Genomic DNA, 20,000 nt, shown 5'->3' with positions numbered 1-20,000 from the left:
CTTAATCTTGTTTAAAACGGTTTTCATCGGGCGCGACATTGAGGATCTGCAACGTCCCTTTAAGGATTTCTGCAAACACAGGGCCAGCCACAGAGCCGCCATAATAGTTGTCACCTTGAGGTTCATTGACCACCACCACCAGCGCCACCCGAGGATTGCTGGCGGGAGCAACGCCGGCCGTATAAGCAAAATACTCATCGCCATATCCCCCCGCAATCGCTTTGCGTGAGGTTCCGGTTTTGGCAGCGACTCGATACCCCGGCACGGCGGCTTTGGTTGCGGTACCACCTGGCTGAGTCACGGTTTCGAGCATCGCCAATACTTTACGGGCGTTGTCGCGGTCAATGACCTGCTTTGAAAGGTCAAGCTGATTGTTTTCGATAATATGTATCGGTTGGTACTCACCTAAGTTGCCTAAGGTTGCGTAGGCATGAGCAAGTTGCAGTGGGGTGATGGTAAGGCCGTAACCGAAAGCAAGAGTTGCGATTTCAAATTTCGACCAACGGCGCCGATTGGGAAAAATACCTTGAGTTTCCCCCACTAAGTTCAGCCCTGAAAGCTCACCAAAGCCGACCGAACTGTACATACCCAACAGCGCCTCAAGCGGCATGTCGAGGGCCAGTTTAGCCACACCGATGTTACTGGATTTTTTCAATATGGTGGTTAAATCGGCCTTGCCGACTTTCGAGGTATCACGCACGCGGCTGCCACCGATCTGCATAATACCGTTGCCCGTGTCTATCACTGTGTTGTCATCCGCGACGCCATTTTCAAGCGCGGCCAGCACCACAAAAGGCTTCACTGTTGAGCCCGGCTCAAACGCGTCCGTGATGACCCGGTTACGCATTTTCGCAGATTGAAGATCGGAGCGATTATTCGGGTTATAAGAGGGCGCATTCACCATGGCGAGCACTGCCCCGGTTTTGACGTCGAGCACGACTGCCGACCCTGATGTAGCTCGATAGTCCGCCACCGCTTGCTTAATCGCACGATAAGCAATCGCCTGAACGCGTTGGTCTATGGTCAATTCTAGCGGTTTACCCTCTTCACGCTCTTCCAGTGAAATGTTTTCCACCACACGCCCATAACGGTCTTTACGAATGATGCGCTTGCCTGCTTCCCCCGTCAGCCATTTGTCATAGCTACGCTCGACGCCTTCCAGACCATGACCATCAATCCCGGTCACCCCGACCAAATGAGCACTCACTTCACCAGCAGGATAGTAACGTTTTGACTCCGCTTTGAGGCCGACTCCGGACAGTTTTAACTCGCGAATATAGTTGGCCATCGCTGGGCTTACCTGCCGTTGCAAATAGATAAAACGACGACTCTTATTGCGATTGATTTTATCGATAAGCTCTTGACGTTCGAGCCCAAGAACATCGGCGAGCGCATACCAACGGTTAATCTCTTGCAACCCACCCTTTTTGAAAATGGTCGCCGGATCAGCCCAAACCGCTTCGACCGGTACGCTCACCGCTAACGGCTCGCCGTTACGGTCAGAGATAATACCTCGAGCAGAATGTAAGGTTTTGGCACGGATCGAGCGCATATCACCTTGTTTGATCAGGTTGTCAGGCTCAATAATTTGGATGTAAGCAATTCGCCCTGCCAGTGCGGCAAAAGCACCAAACACAAAGACTAACAATAAGTAAAAACGCCAACGGATTAACGTAGGGCGCTCAGGGTGTGTTTTCGCTTCAGCGGCGGTGACTTTCTTGCTCATGGCAGATTAACAATGACTTCTTTGTCGGAATCAGGGCGTTTCATTTCCAGTTCGCCCTTAGCAATATCTTGAACTCGACTGTGCTCAGCGAGTGCGGTCTCTTCGAGCAGTAGATTTCGCCATTCGTTGTCTAGCCTCTCTCGCTCAACCAAAGCTTGGTCCTTTTCCGTGACCGCTTGTCGGGTATGGTGAGTGGTAAAAACCACCCCCATCGCACTGGCAAAAATCAGCACCAGCATGATCAACGGGACGCGACCAGCCCCCAGCAGGTCCAGCGCGATCAGTTTGGCAAGATTAGGCTTGGCGGTGCTCATGGTACTTTACAGCTTCTCAGCAATACGCAGAACTGAGCTGCGTGAGCGAGCATTCTCCTCAACTTCTTGCTTTGAGGGTTTAATCGCTTTACCCACAGGTTTTAAGTTGGCGCTGCCGAGTGCACGAATTTGTGCTTCGGTCATTGGAATCCCATGCGGTACTTCTGGCCCTTTGCTCTCTTTGCGAATAAAGCGTTTGACCATACGGTCTTCCAGAGAATGGAAGCTAATCACAGATAAACGTCCCTGAGGCGCCAAAATGCTTGCCGCACCTTTTAGTGCAGTATCAATTTCTTCCAGTTCACTGTTGATGTAGATACGAAAAGCTTGAAATGCGCGCGTCGCCGGGTGTTTTTTCTCTTTGAAGCTTTTTGGCGCCGCATCAGAAATCAGCTTAGCTAACTGGCTGGTGCGCGTCAGTGGTTCATTCTCTTCGTTGTCACGGTAGGCGACGATGGCTTTGGCAATACGTCGCGCATGTTTGTCTTCACCAAACTCGCGAATCACCCAGGTAATATCGTCTAAGTCCGCTTCCATCAGCCACTGTGAAACAGGAATCCCAGAGGTCGGGTCCATTCGCATATCAAGCGGACCATCTTTCATAAAGCTGAAACCACGCTCGGCATCGTCAAGTTGCGGCGACGAAACACCGAGATCAAGCAGAACGCCATCCACTTTGCCCACAAGCTCGTACTCAGCGGCATACTCTGCCATACCGGAGAAAGGGCCGTGGATGATGGTAAAGCGAGGATCATCCATTTTTGCTGCTTCAGCGATGGCCTGAGGGTCGCGATCGATACTGTAAAGGCGACCGTGCTCCCCGAGTTTCGACAAAATAGTACGGCTATGACCGCCACGACCGAATGTACCGTCAATATAGATACCGTCTGGCTTAATGGCTAAACCATCGATGGATTCATTTAGAAGTACGGATATGTGTTTAAATGCTTCGGTCATAGTTATCTCATGTGGCTGTCGCATTAACGAATTCAGATTCTCCAGTGTACTGATTTAGCGGCTTATCGCCACCACTAGCGAGTGAGAACACGTGATTTTGCGCTAAGTTTAATCTCAAGGAGATTAATTTGGTCAATTAAAAGCAAAAAACCCATCATAACCGATAACGTTACGATGGGTCTCGAATAGGTGGAGCCGACACATAAGCCGGGTTCTGTTCCGCTTGCGCGGCGGTAGCCATTCGTCTAGGCCAGCAATCACTCACTGGCTCGAGCAACCTACCCGCCTCCTTACGCGAGCAACGCAATGTGGAGGCCTATTTGGTCTTGCTTCAGGTGGAGTTTACCCTGCTACGAACTATTACTAGTCGTCCGGTGCGCTCTTACCGCACCCTTTCACCCTTACCTGTTCCCTTACGGGCCATCGGCGGTCTTCTCTCTGCTGCACTTGTCGTGGGCTTGCGCCCCCCAGGCGTTACCTGGCACCTTGCTCTATGAAGCCCGGACTTTCCTCCCCTTTGTCAGTCTCCCGAAGGACGTCAACGTCAGTTTCCCAAAGGACCTCAACGTCAGTCTCCCGAAGGACATCAACAAAGCAGCGACTACCCAGTCGACTCCGAGGGCGGATTGTATAGAGTTCAGGGGCCAGTGTCTAGCGAGATCACAGATATGATGAAATGAGCACGCTAAGCGATCAAAAAATAGACGACTAGATAGCTACGAGCTACGAGTGATTAGATACTCGAAACTCGAAACTTAAAGATTCTCTAACCCCCACTTATAGAGGGCGTTCTTTTTCAGGTTGTAGATCTCCGCCGCCATCGCCGCCGCTTTCTTCAGCGGTAACTCTTTAGTCAGGATAGCGAGAGTGCGAGTCGCTTCGTCTGGTAAGGTGTCTTCTGCCGTTGTACGGTAGCCGTGAATCAACAGCGCCATTTCACCACGCTGTTGGTTCTCGTCCGCTTTCACCCATTCAATCAGCTCGCCTAGCGGCATACCTTGAATCGTTTCGAAAGTCTTGGTCAGCTCACGTGCCAGTACCACCTCACGTTCAGGGCCCAGAATTTCAAGCATATCGGCTAGTGAATCAAGAATACGGTGTGGCGACTCATAGAAAACACAGGTACGTTCTGCTTTAGCGATTTCCAGAAACTTATCTTTACGCCCCTTACTCTTCGCCGGTAAAAAACCTTCAAAGCTGAATCGATCAGACGGAAGACCTGATGCACTTAAGGCCGTGATCACCGCACAAGCCCCAGGTAAAGGGACAACTTTAACCCCAGCCTGACGACATTGGGTTACAAGATGGTATCCTGGATCGCTGATTAATGGGGTGCCCGCATCAGAAACCAGTGCAATTGAGTGCCCGGCCAACAATTTATCGACTAACACTTGCGCTTTCTGCTGTTCATTATGATCATGTAGAGCGAAAGTTTTGGTTTGGATATTGAAGTGTGACAACAATTTACCGGTGTGACGGGTATCTTCTGCAGCGATAAGATCGACGCTGTTCAGTACCTCTATTGCTCGCTGAGTGATATCGCCTAAGTTACCAATGGGAGTCGGAACGATATATAGAGTCGGAACCTCATTTGGTAAGGTTTTATTATCTGTCATTTGTTTACCATCACTTCAACGATTAATATAGACACAATTTTATACGGATTTGATAAAGAACTCATGGCTAACACTAACCACAAGCGTCGCATTGTAACACGCTTACTGACTCCTGTAGCACTTGCTGTCACTCTGGCGGCCTGTTCTTCTGCACCTAAGGCGCCACAAAGTGTCGATATCACCTTAGATCCTAACCAGCCGATGCAAACTTACTTGATGCGCGCTGACAGCAGCCAAGGAGCCTTACAAAACGACTGGCTGATCATGGCGCTCAAAGCATCTGTTGAAGCGGGTGATGCCACTCAAGCGCAATTGCTCATCAAACGCCTGGCGCGCCAATCCTTGAATGAGATGCAACAGGCCGAATGGCAACTGGCGCAAGCTGAGCTGTTGGTCGCGCAAGAGCAATACACACAAGCATTAGAAACCCTCAACTTTCAGCCAAGTTGGCAGCTGGTCGATGCGCAATGGTTAAGCTACCATCAACTGCGCGCCGACTTATTTAACCAGCAAAACGACCTAATAAATGCCGCGCGCGAAACCTCACTTGCCAGTCGCTATCAAGATCAGGCAGCGCAAGCATTGTCCTCTGAAGTTATTTGGAGCAACCTGAGCCCATACTCAGCAAGCGCTTTACAACAATATCAAGCGCAAGAGACCAATCGTCGCTTTTACGCTTGGCTCGAGCTTGCAGCGCTTAGCAAAGGCTTAGCGAACAATCTTCCACAGCTAAAAACATCCATCGAGCAATGGTTAGCGGAAAACCCAACTCACCCAGCCGCCGTCGACACTCCGCAAGCGCTACTCGACATTCTCGCTTTGGAGATCACTAAGCCGGTCAATACCGCGCTGCTACTACCATTGAGTGGCAAGTTTGCCAAGCAAGCCCAGTTGATCCGTGATGGCTTCATTCTAGAAATGATGAATGACCAAGCCAGAGATACAGAAGCAACCTTAACGGTGATCGACACCAACACCATTTCGATTGAAGAACTTGAAGCGACACTCGTCGAGAAGCAGATTGACTCGATTGTCGGGCCGCTGCTCAAAGAGAACATTGAAAAACTTCAAGCAGCCCAAGCCAGCTTTACTCAATCTCTCCCAACGCTAGCGCTGAATATTCCCGAAGAGATTCAGGCCGGAAACAACACCTGCTATCTAGCTTTATCTCCGGAGCAAGAGGTCGCACAAGCGGCGAAGCATTTGGCCAAGCAAGGTTATCAGTACCCACTCATTTTGGCGCCACAAGGCCGACTCGGCAGTCGCGTGGTCGAGGCGTTTGAACAAGAGTGGCAGAAATACAGCGACAACCAAGTTGCCGTCAACTTATTTGGTGACAAGCGTCAGTTACAAAGAGACATCAATAAAGTGTTTGGCCTGCAGAGTAGCCAACAAAACATCGCGCAAATGGAAGCGCTACTTGATATCCCGCTCGAGAGCCAGCCGCGCAGCCGCCGTGATATCGATGCGGTTTATATCGTGGCCAAAAGCTCAGAGCTAACACTGATCAAGCCATTTATTGAAGTGGCCATCAACCCTGATACTTTGCCACCTAAGCTGTACTCAAACTCGCGCAGTAACAGCGGTCGTCAGCAGTATGAGGATCTTTCTGGGGTGATGTACAGCGATATTCCATTGCTGATCCAGCCGAACGACGCGCTACAAGCACAAATGGACACATTGTGGCCGAAAGACTCCAACGCTGAAAAGCGTCTACAAGCTCTAGGTATGGATGCTTACCGTTTGATGGAGCACCTGCCACAGATGAAAGTCGTCAATGGTTATACCGTCGACGGCAACACCGGTGTGCTGAGTATTGATCAAAACTGTATCGTGCAACGAGAACTCAGTTGGGCTGAGCATAGTGCCCAATAACCCTCGTGCTCAAGGAGAGCACTATGAAGCCGCAGCAGAAAAGTATCTTATCAGTTGCGGCTTATCGCCAATTGAGCGAAACTTCACGGTCAAAGGTGGAGAGATAGACCTGATCATGCGCGATGGGCACACGATTGTGTTCGTCGAAGTTCGCTACCGACGAAGCCAGAGTTTCGGACACGCTGCCGAAACCGTTACCCGTAGTAAAATCAATAAGTTGATCAAAGCAGCTAACCTGTGGCTGCTCAAACAGGGATTGTCGGTCTATTCATCAGATTTTCGCTTCGATTTAGTGGCAATTCACCAACACGGCGACCAAGTCGAGTGGATAAAAAACGCAATTACTCAAGGATAATCGATGCTAGACAGCATTAAAGATAGTTTCACAGAAAGCATTCAAATTCAGATCGCGGCAGCAGAAGCGTTACCAGACGCGATCACCCATGCCGCGCAAGCTATGGTCGCCAGTTTACTCAATGGCAATAAGATTCTTTGTTGTGGCAATGGCGGCTCTTCTTCTAACGCGCAACAGTTTGTCTCTTGCCTTCTTAACCGCTTTGAAACTGAGCGCCCTAGCCTGCCTGGAATGGCGCTGACCGCAGACAACACCACATTGACGGCGGTTGCCAATGACTACCACTATCAAGAGATTTTTTCCAAGCAAGTCCGAGCTTTTGGTCAGGCAGGAGATATCCTTTTAGCAATATCGACCAGTGGTAACAGCAAGAACATCATCAAAGCAATGGAAGCGGCGGTGACTCGCGACATGACCATTATCGCCTTAACCGGTAAAGATGGGGGTGAGATGGCGGGCTTGCTGGGTGAGCACGACGTCGAAATCCGTATCCCTTCTCACAGAACGGCCAGAATTCACGAAGTGCATATGGTGACGCTGCACTGCTTATGCGACCTTATCGACCAAGTATTATTTCCAGCGCACGAAGAGTAAGCAATGAAACGGTTTAAATTAATCACCACTTTTTTAGTCACACTGACCCTGACCGGTTGTGCCGGATTATTCGTTGCTGGTGCCGCAACTACGGCTAGCATTGTAATTGATCCACGTTCGACCCAAGAGATATGGAACGATAACAACATCGAGTTCGAGGTCGCTGGCATTGGTAACAAGGCGCCGTTTCGTGGCAACGCACGTATAACCGCCAGCTCATACAATGGCACTGTGGTATTGATGGGACAAGCCAACACAGAACAACTAAAACGCGAGTTCGAGAGTCAAGCCCGAGAAATAAAGGGGGCGAAGACTATTCACAACCAACTCCGTGTTAAAACGCCACTCTCAATGGGGGAGATCAGCCACGATAGCTGGATCACCACCAAAGTAAAATCAGCACTGTTGGCTGAATCAGAACTAAGTGGCGTCAAGATCAAAGTGATCACTGAAGACAAAGAAGTGTTTCTACTCGGTTATGTCTCCGAGCAACATGCCGATATGGCCACTGATATCGCACGTAATATTTCAGGTGTGAAACAAGTGATTCGCGCGTTTTACCAAGAGTAACCAGGCACGGTATAGACAATAAAAAAGCAGCGTTTAATCGCTGCTTTTTTTTATTTTATTACCCTAAGACTTGGGCGACCTTTCGGTCTTGGTGGATCTTCAGGGTCAACCTGTTCACTTTCAGTCGCCACGCTAAGCGGTTGTGACTCTTCTGTCACTTCCTCAAGTTCGGGCTCTTGAAACTCCTCCGAATACGCATCTTCTGGTTCAAACATGGTTCCTGCACCATTCTCACGGGCATAAATAGCTTGAACTGCGTAGAGTGGCACAATCACCGAGTGAGGACGACCACTGAAACGAGCGTTAAAGGTAATGGCTTCGTTACCAAGCTCTAAATTGCCGACTGCTCTTGGTGCAATGTTCAAGATGATTTGGCCATCTTGAACAAACTCAAGCGGAACACGTACACCTGGCATCTCTGCTGCAACAACAAGGTGCGGAGTCAATTCGTTATCCACCAACCACTCATAAAACGCACGAAGCATATATGGGCGGCGTGGTGTCATATTTACAATATCCATCTTGACGCCGATTAACGAACCAGACGCATTTCACGCTCAGCTTCAGTCAGTGAAGCAAGGAATGAGTCGCGCTCAAATACACGGTTCATGTAAATCTTCAGCTCTTTTGAACCAGGGCCAACCAGTTCGATACCAAGTTGCGGCAAACGCCATAGCAAAGGTGCTAGGTAACAATCGATCAAGCTGAACTCTTCGCTCATGAAGTATTCGTATTCAGCAAACACAGGGCCAAGCGTCAGTAAGTCGTTACGTAGCTTATTGCGCGCCGCTTCTGCTTCTTCAGCACTACCTTTAACGATTTTTTCTGCCAACGTGTACCAGTTTTTTTCGATACGGTAGATCATTAGACGACTATTACCACGTGCCACTGGATATACAGGCATCAATGGTGGATGAGGAAAACGCTCATCTAGGTATTCCATGATGATCTTTGAATCGTAAAGCGCTAGTTCACGGTCAACTAAAGTTGGCACGGTTTTGTATGGGTTAAGTTCAATCAGCTCTGCCGGCAGATTTGCCTCATCGACAAGCTCAACTTCAACACTTACACCTTTCTCTGCTAGAACAATACGTACCTGATGGCTATACATATCAGATGCACTTGAAAATAGAGTCATCACAGAACGTTTATTGGCAGCTACAGCCATGGAGCCCTCCAGCACACTTACAAATATAAAAACAATGGAGGCTAAGCCTCCATTGTTAAGTTCAAAAATTGGGAATTAGCACGGTATGTTAGCACAATTAGTGCACATCACGCCAATACTCTTTCTTAAGCAGTACCACGACGATAGTGAAGATAACCAAGAAGGCCATCACCCACCAGCCTAGCGCATGACGCTCAAGCTTCACAGGGTCACCCGAGTACTCTAGGAAGTTGACCAGATCACGAACAGCGCTGTCGTATTCCTCGTCGTTCATTTCCCCAGTTCCGTCAGTCTCGATACCAACCACTTTTGTCACTTCCTCACCGTCTACGACATGCGTTTCGTAGACAGGAGTTGGGATGCCTTGTAACTCTTCAAGCACGTGAGGCATACCAACACTTGGGAATACAATGTTGTTCACACCAAATGGTCGGCTAGGATCTGAGTAGAATGAGCGCAAGTAAGTGTACAGCCAGTCGGTGCCACGCACACGTGCTACCAGAGTTAGATCCGGCGGTGGAGCACCAAACCATTTCGCTGCTGACTCGTCTGGAATCGCGTTTTCCATTAAGTCACCCACTTTGGCATTCGGATCAAAAATCAGGTTCTCTTTAAGCAGATCCGTCGGAATACCGATATCACGAGCAACACGCTCGTAACGTTGGTATTGCGCTGAGTGACAACCAAAACAGTAGTTCATGAACAACTTAGCACCATTTTGCAATGAAGCTTGGTCGGTCAAATCGTTGTTTGCTTTATCAAGCGGTACGTTAGCACCCGCTGCCATCGCCAATGAAGGCAGCATTGCAAATAAAATTACAATCCATTTTTTCATTTGAATGTCACCCTTTCTGGTAGTGGCTTAGTCGCTTCGTTTTTGCTGTAGAAGTACAGCAGCACAAAGAACATGAAGTAAGCTAAGCTGAAGATCTGAGCTAGTAGCGTGTAAGTTGGTGTCGCTGGTAGCGCACCTAGAATACCCAACGCAATAAAGCTGATCGTAAACTGGATGATATTGAATAAATGGAACTTACTGCGGTAGCGGTAAGAGCGTACACGACAACGGTCTAACCAAGGCAGTACGAATAGCACCGCAATTGATGCACCCATCGCGATGACACCCAACAGCTTGTCTGGAACCGCACGCAGAATCGCGTAGAACGGCGTGAAGTACCATACAGGGGCAATGTGTTCAGGTGTTTTTAGTGGGTTTGCCGCTTCAAAGTTAGGTGGCTCAAGGAAGTAACCGCCCATTTCTGGATTGAAGAACAACACATAACAGAACAAGAACAAGAATCCAGCGACACCAATAAGATCCTTAACCGTTCCGTAAGGATGGAAAGGAATCGAGTCAATGATGTCGTATTTCTTAGTGTAGTAGTCATGGAACTTGAACTGAGTCTGGTAATCGTCGCCCATAGTGCCTTTTGGCAACTTAGTTTCGATACCGTCTGGGTTATTTGAACCCACTTCGTGCAGTGCTAGAACGTGAAGCACGATAAGTAGCAGCAATACGATTGGCAGAGCAATAACGTGTAGAGCGAAGAAACGGTTTAGCGTCGCACCAGAGATAACGTAGTCACCACGAATCCATAGCGTCAAGTCATCACCGATAACAGGGATAGCACCAAACAGCGAGATAATTACCTGAGCACCCCAGTAAGACATTTGTCCCCAAGGTAGTAGGTAACCCATAAAGGCTTCTGCCATCAAGACTAAGAAGATCAACATGCCGAAGATCCACAGCAGCTCACGAGGTTTCTGGTATGAGCCGTAGATTAAGCCACGGAACATGTGCAGATAAACAACCACGAAGAAAGCCGATGCGCCGGTGGAGTGCATGTAACGCAGCAACCAACCGTATTCCACATCGCGCATGATGTATTCGATAGAAGCAAAGGCACCATCCCCAGACGGTACATAGTTCATTGTTAACCAAATACCAGTCAGGATTTGGTTGACCAAAACAAGCATCGCTAACGAACCAAACAGATACCAGAAGTTAAAGTTCTTTGGCATCGGGTACTCAGAAAGGTGCTTCTTGTACGCATTCATTGCGGGTATGCGTTTTTCTACCCAATCAAGTAGAGCTTGCATTATGCCTCCCCTTCTTCGTCAACACCGACAAGAATTCTAGTATCGCTAAGATACATGTGCTTAGGAACAACTAGGTTTAATGGCGCTGGTACGCCTTGGAAAACACGTCCAGCCATGTCGAACTTAGAGCCGTGACATGGACAGAAGAAACCAGATTTCACACCCTGAACTTGCTCGCTGAAACTGTCAGGCAAATAAGTAGGTGAACAACCAAGGTGTGTACAGATACCGACAGCAACGAAATACTCTGGCTTAATTGAGCGGTAAGCGTTTTGAGCATAAGTAGGTTGCTGCTCTTCACCTGAAGAAGGGTCACGTAGTTGACCGTCAAGCTCTTTCAGAGTGTCGACCACAGACTGTGCACGACGCACAACCCAAACAGGTTTACCTCGCCATTCGACACGTACCATTTGCCCTTCTTCAAGTTTACCGATGTCAACTTCAACAGGGGCACCCGCCGCTTTGGCTTTTTCACTTGGGTTCCAAGATTTGATAAAAGGAACGGCGACAGCAGCTGCCCCTAAACCACCCACAACCGCGGTTGTAGCAGTTAAGAAACGTCTGCGACCGTTATTTAAAGGCGCATTGCTCATCCAAACATTCTCCCATTTGCTCCTTGTGGATTGTTGTTATTCCGCTTAAAGAGCATGGCTAACAAAATACGAATTTAGTTGTATTTATTTGATGGCAAATGATAAATAAAACCCTACTTTTTGACAAGATAAAGCTACCTTTTTGTAACATTTGTGAGGCGAATCGCCTATGAGGTCACAAAAGCGGTATAACTGCGACAAAACAATCAGTAAGTACGGGTGAGGTGGGATTTTTTTGGAGTCGAAAAACAAAAAAGCCTGGCAATAAGCCAGGCTTTTGACGCCACATTCCAATACGAATATTGGAAGCGAATCTTTTCGAAAAAAGATTAACGCTTTGAGAACTGTGGACGACGACGTGCTTTACGTAGACCAACTTTCTTACGTTCAACGCAACGAGCGTCACGAGTAACGTAACCAGCTGCACGTAGAGTAGGACGTAGAGACTCATCGTATTCCATTAGAGCGCGAGTGATACCGTGACGGATAGCACCTGCTTGACCTGAAATACCGCCACCTTTAACAGTAACGTAAAGGTCTAGTTTCTCAGTTAGTTCAACTAGCTCTAGAGGCTGTTTAACAACCATGCGAGAAGTTGGACGACCGAAGTACTCATCAAGGCTACGCTTGTTGATTACGATGTTGCCGCTGCCTGGTTTAATGAAAACACGCGCAGCTGAGCTTTTGCGACGGCCAGTGCCGTAGTATTGATTCTCTGCCATTTTCGAAATCCCCGATTAGATGTCTAGTACTTGAGGTTGTTGAGCAACATGGTTGTGCTCAGCGCCAGCGTAAACTTTCAGCTTACGGTACATAGCACGGCCTAGAGGACCACGTGGTAGCATACCTTTAACTGCTAGCTCAAGAGCCATCTCAGGCTTACGATCAATTAGCTTCTCGAAGCTGATTGACTTTAGGCCACCTGGGAATTCAGAGTGACGGTAGTAAATCTTACCTTTAGCTTTGTTACCAGTTACAGTAACTTTCTCCGCGTTAACAACGATGATGTAATCACCAGTGTCACAGTGTGGAGTGTATTCAGCTTTGTGTTTGCCACGTAGGCGAGATGCAATTTCACTTGCTAGACGGCCAAGAGTTTTACCTTCAGCGTCTACAACGTACCAGTCGCGTTTTACAGTTTCTGGTTTAGCAACGAAAGTTTTCATGCTAATAATAACCCGTTAATTATTTAAATTTACACTTAAGGAGCTTTCGCTCCCACTGACTAAGAGTCCAGTCAACACCCCTTCGAGTGGTTGGCACTCTCGACCCGTTATGTCGAAATACCTTCGATAATCAAGGTCTGCAGTAACGGTGGGTCGCAGGATTATAGAGAAGTCAGTTGAAAAAATCACCTTTTTTTGGCAAAAAAATCCATTTTTTTTCAAGCATCAAGCGAGGAACTGCCTAGCTTAAGCCAAGTGCTCCTTGGCAAGGTATTCATGGCTTTGCATTTCAATCAGTCGTGACTGACAACGCTTAAACTCAAACTCCAACTGCCCACCGCTATACAACGCCTCTAAAGCAACTTCCGCAGAAATAATCAACTTTACATGGCGCTCGTAAAACTCATCGACCAAAGCAATAAAGCGCCTTGCTGCATCATCGATGGTTCGGTCCATTTGCTTCACATCGGCCAACAATACAGTGTGGTAAATTCGCGACATTTCAATGTAATCATTTTGGCTACGAGCAGACTGACACAACTGCTCGAAACTCGCATGCAATACGCCATCTGAGGCTTGTATGACAGCAATTTTGCGATGGTTGATATCAATCGTAGTTTGGATCTGCTTATTCTCTCCGACCAACTGCTCATAATAGTGGCGCAAGTTTTTGTCCGCTTGCGCATCTAATGGAAAGTGGTAGATCTCCGCCTGCTCAAGCGTGCGCAATCGATAATCAATTCCACTATCGACATTAAGTACGTGACAATTGGCTTCGATCAACTCTATCGCGGGCAGAAAACGTGCTCGTTGCAACCCATTACGATAAAGCTCTTGAGGTGGAATATTGGACGTAGCGACAAGAATCACACCACGCTTGAACAGGGCTTGGAACAAGGTGCCCAAGATCATGGCATCAGTGATATCAGAGACAAAAAACTCGTCAAAGCAGATAATGTCAGCTTCCGCTTTAAATTTATCGGCGACAATTTCCAGCGGATCGTTCACCTCACCCAACGCATTTAATTCATCATGTACGCGGTACATAAAACGGTGAAAGTGGACACGCATTTTTTTGTCGCTGGGTAAGGCTGAGAAAAAGGTATCGACCAGATAGGTTTTTCCACGCCCTACACCTCCCCAGAAATAAATGCCTTTTGGCACTTGAGGCGGTGGAGTCTCTTTACTGAACCATTTGCGCCACCCTGATGGTTTCTCTACCGGCGTCGCCATGTAATCAACAAACTCATGAAAGAGTTTATCTAGTGCCGAAACCGCCTGAAGTTGAGCCGCATCTTTTTGAAAACCGTGTTCTTTTATATCTTTTTGGTAGATTTCTAATGGCGTCATCGCTTCGTTACCTAGTGAAGAAGACTGTTAAACTGCTATGTAGAGCACATGCATTTTGCTTTATTGGCTTAAGCACTCATAGTACCATGTCGTTTGAACATGTGTAACTAACCAGTAAAAAACATGTTAAATAACAATGATAAGGAGCAAATATGCCTTGGATTTATGCCCTAGTAGGCTTGCTTGTTGGTCTGGTACTTGGTGTCGCCCTCTCTCGTCTCACCACACCGAGCTACAAGAAACAGAAAAGCGTACAGAAAGATTTAGATAGTGCGAAGTTTGAGTTGGAGCAGCAAAAACAAGACCTAACCGATCACTTTGCCCAAACTGCAGACATGTTGGACTCCTTAGGTAAAGAGTACACTAAGCTCTACCAACACATGGCGAAGACCTCAAGCGAACTTCTGCCGAATATCCCTGATCAAGACAATCCATTTGTGAAGAAAATTGCTCATCATCAAGGTGAGGAACATGATGAAGTGCGCCAAACCGCCGACATCCAACCATTAAGTGAAGCACCCAAAGATTACGCGTCTGGATCGACAGGTTTACTTAAAGAGCAACAGAAAGAGATCCTAGACTCTCAAGACGTCGTCTCAGCAAAAGCGTCATAATTGCAATCTTAGTCTGCTGAACTTTGCAAAGGTTTTTGAGTCATAACTCCTGATAACTGTCCCTTGAATTCTGATATTTCGTACAAATATTCGTCATATGGGATGTTAATTTATTAGGAGTATCCGATGAAAAAACCTTTGCTCGCATTAACAGTTCTATCTCTCAGCTTAAGTTCAATCATCACCCCGATTCAAGCAACCGCGGCGCTGCCTGTTGCGATGAACGGCGAACAGATGCCGAGCCTAGCCCCCATGCTGGAAAGAGTCACACCTGCTGTGGTCAGCATTTCCGTTGAAGGCACACAGGTCTCTAAACAGCATATCCCCGAACAATTTCGTTTTTTCTTTGGTCCTGATTTCCCGACTGAGCAGCTTCAAGAGCGCCCATTTCGAGGATTAGGCTCGGGCGTTATCATTGATGCCGACAAAGGCCACATTGTAACCAACTATCACGTCATCAATGGCGCAGAAAAGATTCGCGTCAAACTGCATGATGGTCGCGAGTACGACGCCGAGCTTATCGGTGGAGACCAAATGTCGGATGTGGCTCTGCTCAAACTGGAAAAAGCCAAAAACCTCACCGAAGTAAAAATTGCAGACTCAGACAAACTGCGAGTCGGTGATTTTGCGGTCGCCATCGGTAACCCGTTTGGTCTTGGTCAAACGGTCACCTCGGGTATTGTCTCTGCACTGGGCCGCAGCGGGCTTAATATCGAAAACTTTGAAAACTTTATCCAAACTGACGCGGCGATCAACAGTGGTAACTCAGGGGGCGCCTTGGTTAACCTTAATGGCGAACTGATCGGTATCAATACGGCTATTCTTGGACCGAACGGTGGCAACGTCGGTATCGGTTTTGCGATTCCGTCTAACATGATGAATAACCTGGCCGCGCAAATCTTAGAATTTGGCGAAGTCAAACGTGGCATGCTGGGCGTGCAAGGCGGGGAGATCACTTCCGAGTTGGCTGAGGCGCTTGGCTATGAATCGAGCAAAGGGGCGTTTGTTAGCCAAGTCGTCCCAGATAGCGCCGCAGATAAAGCAGGGCTTGAAGCTGGCGACGTGATTGTCTCGGTCAACGGTAAATCGATCAATTCCTTTAGTGAGTTACGTGCAAAAGTCGCGACTCTGGGAGCCGGTAAAGAGATCACTCTAGGGATTGTGCGTGATGGTAAGGAGCGCACCTACGATGTGGTGCTCGGCGAACAGAACAATGTCAAGACGACTGCGGACAAACTGCACGACGGTCTGTCAGGTGCAGAATTAACCAACACCAACGCCAGCGATAAAGTTCAAGGTGTCAAGGTTAGTGCCATTGAAGCCGGGTCAAAAGCGGAAGCGTATCAGCTACAAGAAGGCGACATCATAATCGGTGTGAATCGTAAACGCGTGAAAAACTTGGCCGAGTTTAGGAAAGTTCTCGACAAACAGCCTGGTGTACTCGCCCTCAACATTCAACGTGGTGACCGCAGCATTTACCTTGTTATACGCTAACGGTTTCAATCAATAAAACGCGATATCGCTTGTAAACGGACAGCCCATCACCCGGCTGTCCTTTTCTTCTCTAGTTATCTAGTGCTATTCTTCCCCAACTTATTCACTTTATTACCATCTATGAGGGAAGTATGCTGCAATTCCTATTGCGTTCTGTTGGCTTAGGCTTAGCAACGGCAGCCTTACTATTAGTCACAGTCCCCTCTTTGCGCTCTAGCATTCTTCCCGCAGAGGTAGAACAAAGCAGTGATGCAAACTCTCCCGTACCGATTTCTTTTAATCACGCGGTACGTAAAGCCGCACCAGCAGTAGTCAACATTTATAGTCGCAAGTACACCGAGAGTGATCGCTCGGAACTCTCCATTCAAGGTTTGGGCTCGGGTGTTATCGCCAGTGAAAAAGGCTACATCATTACCAACTATCATGTGGTTGCCCAAGCTGATCAAGTGATCGTCGCACTCCAAGATGGTCGCTTGGCGGCGGCACAATTGGTCGGTAAAGATCGCCGCACAGACATCGCTATTCTGCGCATTGAGGGTGAAAACCTGCCGGTGATCCCCCTTAATCCAGACTACAAACCCAAAGTAGGCGATGTGGTTCTTGCGATAGGTAATCCCTACAATCTTGGCCAAACGACCACTTTTGGCATTATTTCGGCAACAGGACGTTCGTCGATAAGTGCCGACGGTCACCAGGCGTTCATACAGACTGACGCTGCTATCAACGAGGGTAACTCTGGTGGCGCGCTGGTTAATACCCGCGGAGAACTGGTGGGCATCAACACAGCTTCTTTCCAACAAGCAACTGAGCTTGAAACTTACGGAATTTCGTTTGCGATTCCTTACTCACTCGCCAATAAGATCATGCAGAAAATCATTGCTGATGGACGCGTCATTCGCGGTTACATTGGGATCGATGGGCAAGACATCAACTCGGTGACATCAAGACTACTGGGCAATGAGCATTTAGGCGGTATTGTTGTACTTGGTGTTGACCCTAACGGACCTGCGGCAGAAGCGGGATTCGAACCTCAAGACATTATCCTCAAGATCGATGGTCAAAAGATCAACGGCCGCCAAAGTGTAATGGATTTGGTCACAGAACTCAGACCGGGAACAACCGTCGATGTTCTGGTTTTACACAAAGGCCAAGAGAAGACATTACAGGTCACTATCCAAGAAGATACTCGAGAATAGCCACCTAAAAACAACCCCATGCCTAAGCATGGGGTTGTTTGTTACTCTTCAATTGTTGTTTCGTTGCTCGGCAACTCAACATCCACGCGAGTGACGCGTTGCAATCCTCGAGGAAGCAAGCTACCTCGTCGACCTCGCTCCCCTCGGAAGTTATCTAAATCGGAGGCTTTGAGCCCCAATTTACGTTTACCAGCGTAGAGGGTAACGGCACTACCTTGTGGTAAGGCAATCAGATGCGAAACAAACTCTTCGCGATCTTTCGCTTTCGCCGCAGGGATATTGATGATCTTGTTCCCTTTACCTTTACCTAACTGAGGGAGATCTTTAATTGGGAACAACAGCATGCGACCTTGATTGGTGATAGCCAAAATTTCATCGCTATCTAGGTCACCCACAGATTGCGGGGTGAGCACTTCAGAGTTTTGTGGCAAGGAGACCAGCGCTTTACCGCTGCGGTTTTTCGACAATAAATCACTGCCTTTACAAACAAAACCATAGCCAGCATCAGAGCCTACTAACCAAGCTTGCTGCTCCTCGCCCATAACGACGTGGCGAATACTGGTGCCAGCATTGATATTCAATCGACCAGTGATAGGCTCGCCTTGACTTCGAGCAGACGGCAATGAATGAGACTCAAGCGAGTAGCTGCGTCCATCGCTGCCCAAAAAGACGGCTTGCTGGTTACTTTTACCTCGCGCAGCGGCAAGGAACTTATCACCAGACTTGTAGTTCAACCCTTCAGCATCAACGTCATGCCCTTTGGCATGACGAATCCAGCCTTTCTCGGATAACACCACAGTGATTGGCTCACTTGGTACCAAGTCACGCTCAGTGAGCGCTTTGGCTTCGGCACGTTCGACTAACGGCGAGCGGCGATCGTCACCGTACTTCTCAGCATCGGCTTTGATCTCTTTCTTCAACAGCGTATTCAAACGGCGTTCAGAACCAAGCAGCTGTTCAAGTTTTTCACGCTCTTTCTCCAGCTCTTGCTGCTCACCGCGAATTTTCATCTCTTCTAGTTTGGCTAGATGACGAAGTTTGGTATCGAGAATCGCATCGGCTTGAATATCGGTGATACCAAATCGTGCCATTAATACCGCTTTGGGATCGTCCTCGGTACGAATGATTTCAATCACTTCATCTAGGTTAAGGTAAGCAACTAGCAAACCTTCCAAGATATGCAGACGGGCCAAGACTTTGTCTAGACGGTGTTGTAAGCGTCGACGAACGGTTGCACGGCGGAACTCAATCCACTCCGCTAGAACCTGGACCAACCCTTTAACCTGAGGACGGTTGTCTAGGCCAATCATGTTGAGGTTAACTCGGTAGTTCTTTTCAAGATCCGTGGATGCAAATAGATGGTTCATCAACTGCTCACAATCGACGCGATTCGAACGTGGCACCACCACAATTCGAGTTGGGTTCTCGTGATCAGATTCATCGCGAAGATCATCAACCATAGGCAGCTTCTTCGCCCGCATTTGACTTGCGATTTGTTCAAGCAATTTCGCGCCTGACACTTGATGTGGCAGCGCTGTGATTACGATATCACTGCCCTCTTTATGCCATACCGCGCGCATTTTGATACTGCCACGGCCGGTGCGATAAATTTTCTCAAGGTCACTCTTAGGCGAGATAATTTCCGCTTCAGTTGGGTAGTCTGGGCCTTGAACAAAGTTCATCACCTCAGCCAATTCTGCTTTCGGATTATCTATCAAATGAATGGTCGCATCCGCCACTTCACGTACGTTGTGTGGTGGAATGTCGGTCGCCATACCGACTGCGATACCTGTCACCCCGTTAAGCAGGATGTGTGGCAGCCGCGCAGGTAGCATTTGTGGCTCTTTCATCGTGCCATCAAAGTTTGGCTGCCACTCCACGGTGCCTTGACCCAGCTCACCCAGCAGCACCTCAGCAAACTTAGACAGCTTGGCTTCGGTATAACGCATCGCGGCGAAGGATTTCGGATCGTCTGGTGCACCCCAGTTACCTTGACCATCAACCAATGGGTAACGGTAAGAGAAAGGTTGTGCCATCAATACCATGGCTTCGTAACAGGCTGAATCGCCATGAGGATGGTATTTACCTAACACGTCACCAACTGTACGTGCGGATTTTTTGTATTTTGCGCTAGCCGAGAGACCAAGTTCAGACATCGCATAGATAATACGTCGTTGAACCGGCTTAAGGCCATCGCCAATATAAGGCAGCGCACGATCCATGATGACGTACATGGAGTAATTGAGATAGGCGTCTTCGGTGAACTTGCGCATCGGCAACTGTTCAACGCCATCATAAGTAATTTCTGTCGACAT

At 48.2% G+C, this 20,000-nt stretch carries 20 protein-coding genes and 1 other RNA gene; 7 read left to right on the top strand and 14 right to left on the bottom strand.

Translation table 11 applies throughout. From position 1 onward, the window contains the following. Position 1: 1 nt before the first annotated feature. From MTO69_RS02680 to rsmI, 5 genes are all read right to left on the bottom strand, one after another. Complete coding sequence (locus tag MTO69_RS02680; RefSeq protein WP_248330890.1) at positions 2-1,726, bottom strand: penicillin-binding transpeptidase domain-containing protein; 1,725 nt, start codon at positions 1,724-1,726, stop codon at positions 2-4. Next, positions 1,723-2,040, bottom strand: a complete 318-nt coding sequence (ftsL, locus tag MTO69_RS02675) for a cell division protein FtsL (RefSeq protein WP_248330888.1) — start codon at positions 2,038-2,040, stop codon at positions 1,723-1,725. The genes MTO69_RS02680 and ftsL overlap by 4 nt, the downstream gene beginning before the upstream one ends. Positions 2,041-2,046: 6 nt before the next feature. Next, complete coding sequence (rsmH, locus tag MTO69_RS02670) at positions 2,047-2,997, bottom strand: 16S rRNA (cytosine(1402)-N(4))-methyltransferase RsmH (protein WP_248330886.1); 951 nt, start codon at positions 2,995-2,997, stop codon at positions 2,047-2,049. Between the two features lie 187 nt (positions 2,998-3,184). After that, positions 3,185-3,614, bottom strand: an RNA gene (gene rnpB, locus MTO69_RS02665) — RNase P RNA component class A. Between the two features lie 138 nt (positions 3,615-3,752). Beyond that, positions 3,753-4,613 carry a 16S rRNA (cytidine(1402)-2'-O)-methyltransferase gene (gene rsmI / locus MTO69_RS02660; RefSeq protein WP_248330884.1) on the bottom strand — a complete coding sequence of 287 codons (861 nt, stop codon included), beginning with the start codon at positions 4,611-4,613 and terminating at the stop codon, positions 3,753-3,755. Between the two features lie 63 nt (positions 4,614-4,676). On the opposite strand from rsmI, the gene MTO69_RS02655 reads away from it, so the two are divergent. From MTO69_RS02655 to MTO69_RS02640, 4 genes are read left to right on the top strand one after another with little or no spacing between them, the layout of a single operon-like run. Beyond that, positions 4,677-6,488, top strand: coding sequence for a penicillin-binding protein activator (locus MTO69_RS02655; RefSeq protein WP_248330882.1), 1,812 nt, complete (start codon positions 4,677-4,679; stop codon positions 6,486-6,488). Continuing rightward, on the top strand, positions 6,478-6,843 hold the full coding sequence (locus tag MTO69_RS02650) for a YraN family protein (RefSeq protein ID WP_432715641.1): 366 nt from the start codon (positions 6,478-6,480) through the stop codon (positions 6,841-6,843). Before MTO69_RS02655 ends, MTO69_RS02650 begins: the two co-directional genes overlap by 11 nt. Before the next feature lie 3 nt (positions 6,844-6,846). Then, positions 6,847-7,437 (top strand): phosphoheptose isomerase, encoded by a 591-nt coding sequence (locus MTO69_RS02645; protein WP_176288577.1) that lies wholly within the window; start codon positions 6,847-6,849, stop codon positions 7,435-7,437. A gap of 3 nt (positions 7,438-7,440) precedes the next feature. After that, positions 7,441-8,007, top strand: a complete 567-nt coding sequence (locus MTO69_RS02640; RefSeq protein WP_248330880.1) for a BON domain-containing protein — start codon at positions 7,441-7,443, stop codon at positions 8,005-8,007. A gap of 50 nt (positions 8,008-8,057) precedes the next feature. On the opposite strand, the gene sspB is transcribed toward MTO69_RS02640, so the two are convergent. The 8 genes from sspB to zapE form a co-directional block, all read right to left on the bottom strand. Continuing rightward, a complete protein-coding gene (gene sspB / locus MTO69_RS02635; protein ID WP_248330878.1) occupies positions 8,058-8,528 on the bottom strand; it encodes a ClpXP protease specificity-enhancing factor in 471 nt (156 codons plus the stop codon). Between the two features lie 11 nt (positions 8,529-8,539). Continuing rightward, entirely contained in the window at positions 8,540-9,175 is a 636-nt protein-coding gene (gene sspA, locus MTO69_RS02630; protein ID WP_248330876.1) for a stringent starvation protein SspA, read from the bottom strand. A gap of 97 nt (positions 9,176-9,272) precedes the next feature. Beyond that, positions 9,273-10,010, bottom strand: coding sequence for a cytochrome c1 (locus tag MTO69_RS02625; protein ID WP_248330874.1), 738 nt, complete (start codon positions 10,008-10,010; stop codon positions 9,273-9,275). Then, a complete protein-coding gene (locus MTO69_RS02620) occupies positions 10,007-11,272 on the bottom strand; it encodes a cytochrome b (protein WP_248330872.1) in 1,266 nt (421 codons plus the stop codon). The genes MTO69_RS02625 and MTO69_RS02620 overlap by 4 nt, the downstream gene beginning before the upstream one ends. Beyond that, the gene (gene petA, locus MTO69_RS02615) at positions 11,272-11,865 is read right to left on the bottom strand and encodes a ubiquinol-cytochrome c reductase iron-sulfur subunit (RefSeq protein WP_248330870.1); all 594 of its coding nucleotides are present in this window, start codon (positions 11,863-11,865) and stop codon (positions 11,272-11,274) included. The genes MTO69_RS02620 and petA overlap by 1 nt, the downstream gene beginning before the upstream one ends. Positions 11,866-12,194: 329 nt before the next feature. After that, positions 12,195-12,587 (bottom strand): 30S ribosomal protein S9, encoded by a 393-nt coding sequence (gene rpsI / locus MTO69_RS02610; protein WP_005436094.1) that lies wholly within the window; start codon positions 12,585-12,587, stop codon positions 12,195-12,197. 15 nt (positions 12,588-12,602) lie between these two features. After that, positions 12,603-13,031: a 50S ribosomal protein L13 gene (rplM, locus tag MTO69_RS02605; RefSeq protein WP_038139704.1), complete on the bottom strand. Its 429-nt coding sequence runs from the start codon at positions 13,029-13,031 to the stop codon at positions 12,603-12,605. 246 nt (positions 13,032-13,277) lie between these two features. After that, positions 13,278-14,381 (bottom strand): cell division protein ZapE, encoded by a 1,104-nt coding sequence (gene zapE / locus MTO69_RS02600; RefSeq protein ID WP_248330868.1) that lies wholly within the window; start codon positions 14,379-14,381, stop codon positions 13,278-13,280. A 152-nt stretch (positions 14,382-14,533) separates the two neighbouring features. Here zapE and zapG point away from each other — a divergent pair, with 152 nt between their 5' ends. The 3 genes from zapG to degS all read left to right on the top strand — a co-directional run bounded on the left by zapG (position 14,534) and on the right by degS (position 17,685). Next, positions 14,534-14,995: a Z-ring associated protein ZapG gene (gene zapG / locus MTO69_RS02595; RefSeq protein ID WP_248330866.1), complete on the top strand. Its 462-nt coding sequence runs from the start codon at positions 14,534-14,536 to the stop codon at positions 14,993-14,995. Between the two features lie 126 nt (positions 14,996-15,121). Then, complete coding sequence (locus tag MTO69_RS02590; protein WP_248330864.1) at positions 15,122-16,489, top strand: DegQ family serine endoprotease; 1,368 nt, start codon at positions 15,122-15,124, stop codon at positions 16,487-16,489. 131 nt (positions 16,490-16,620) lie between these two features. Beyond that, the gene (gene degS, locus MTO69_RS02585) at positions 16,621-17,685 is read left to right on the top strand and encodes an outer membrane-stress sensor serine endopeptidase DegS (protein WP_248330862.1); all 1,065 of its coding nucleotides are present in this window, start codon (positions 16,621-16,623) and stop codon (positions 17,683-17,685) included. A 41-nt stretch (positions 17,686-17,726) separates the two neighbouring features. Here the strand turns inward: degS and parC are convergent, their stop codons facing one another. After that, entirely contained in the window at positions 17,727-20,000 is a 2,274-nt protein-coding gene (parC, locus tag MTO69_RS02580) for a DNA topoisomerase IV subunit A (protein WP_248330860.1), read from the bottom strand.

The organism is Vibrio sinaloensis, assembly GCF_023195835.1.
Classification (GTDB): Bacteria; Pseudomonadota; Gammaproteobacteria; order Enterobacterales; family Vibrionaceae; genus Vibrio; species Vibrio sinaloensis_C.
Note: the sequence above shows the minus strand (reverse complement) of the source record. Positions and strands in the feature narration are given on the sequence as shown.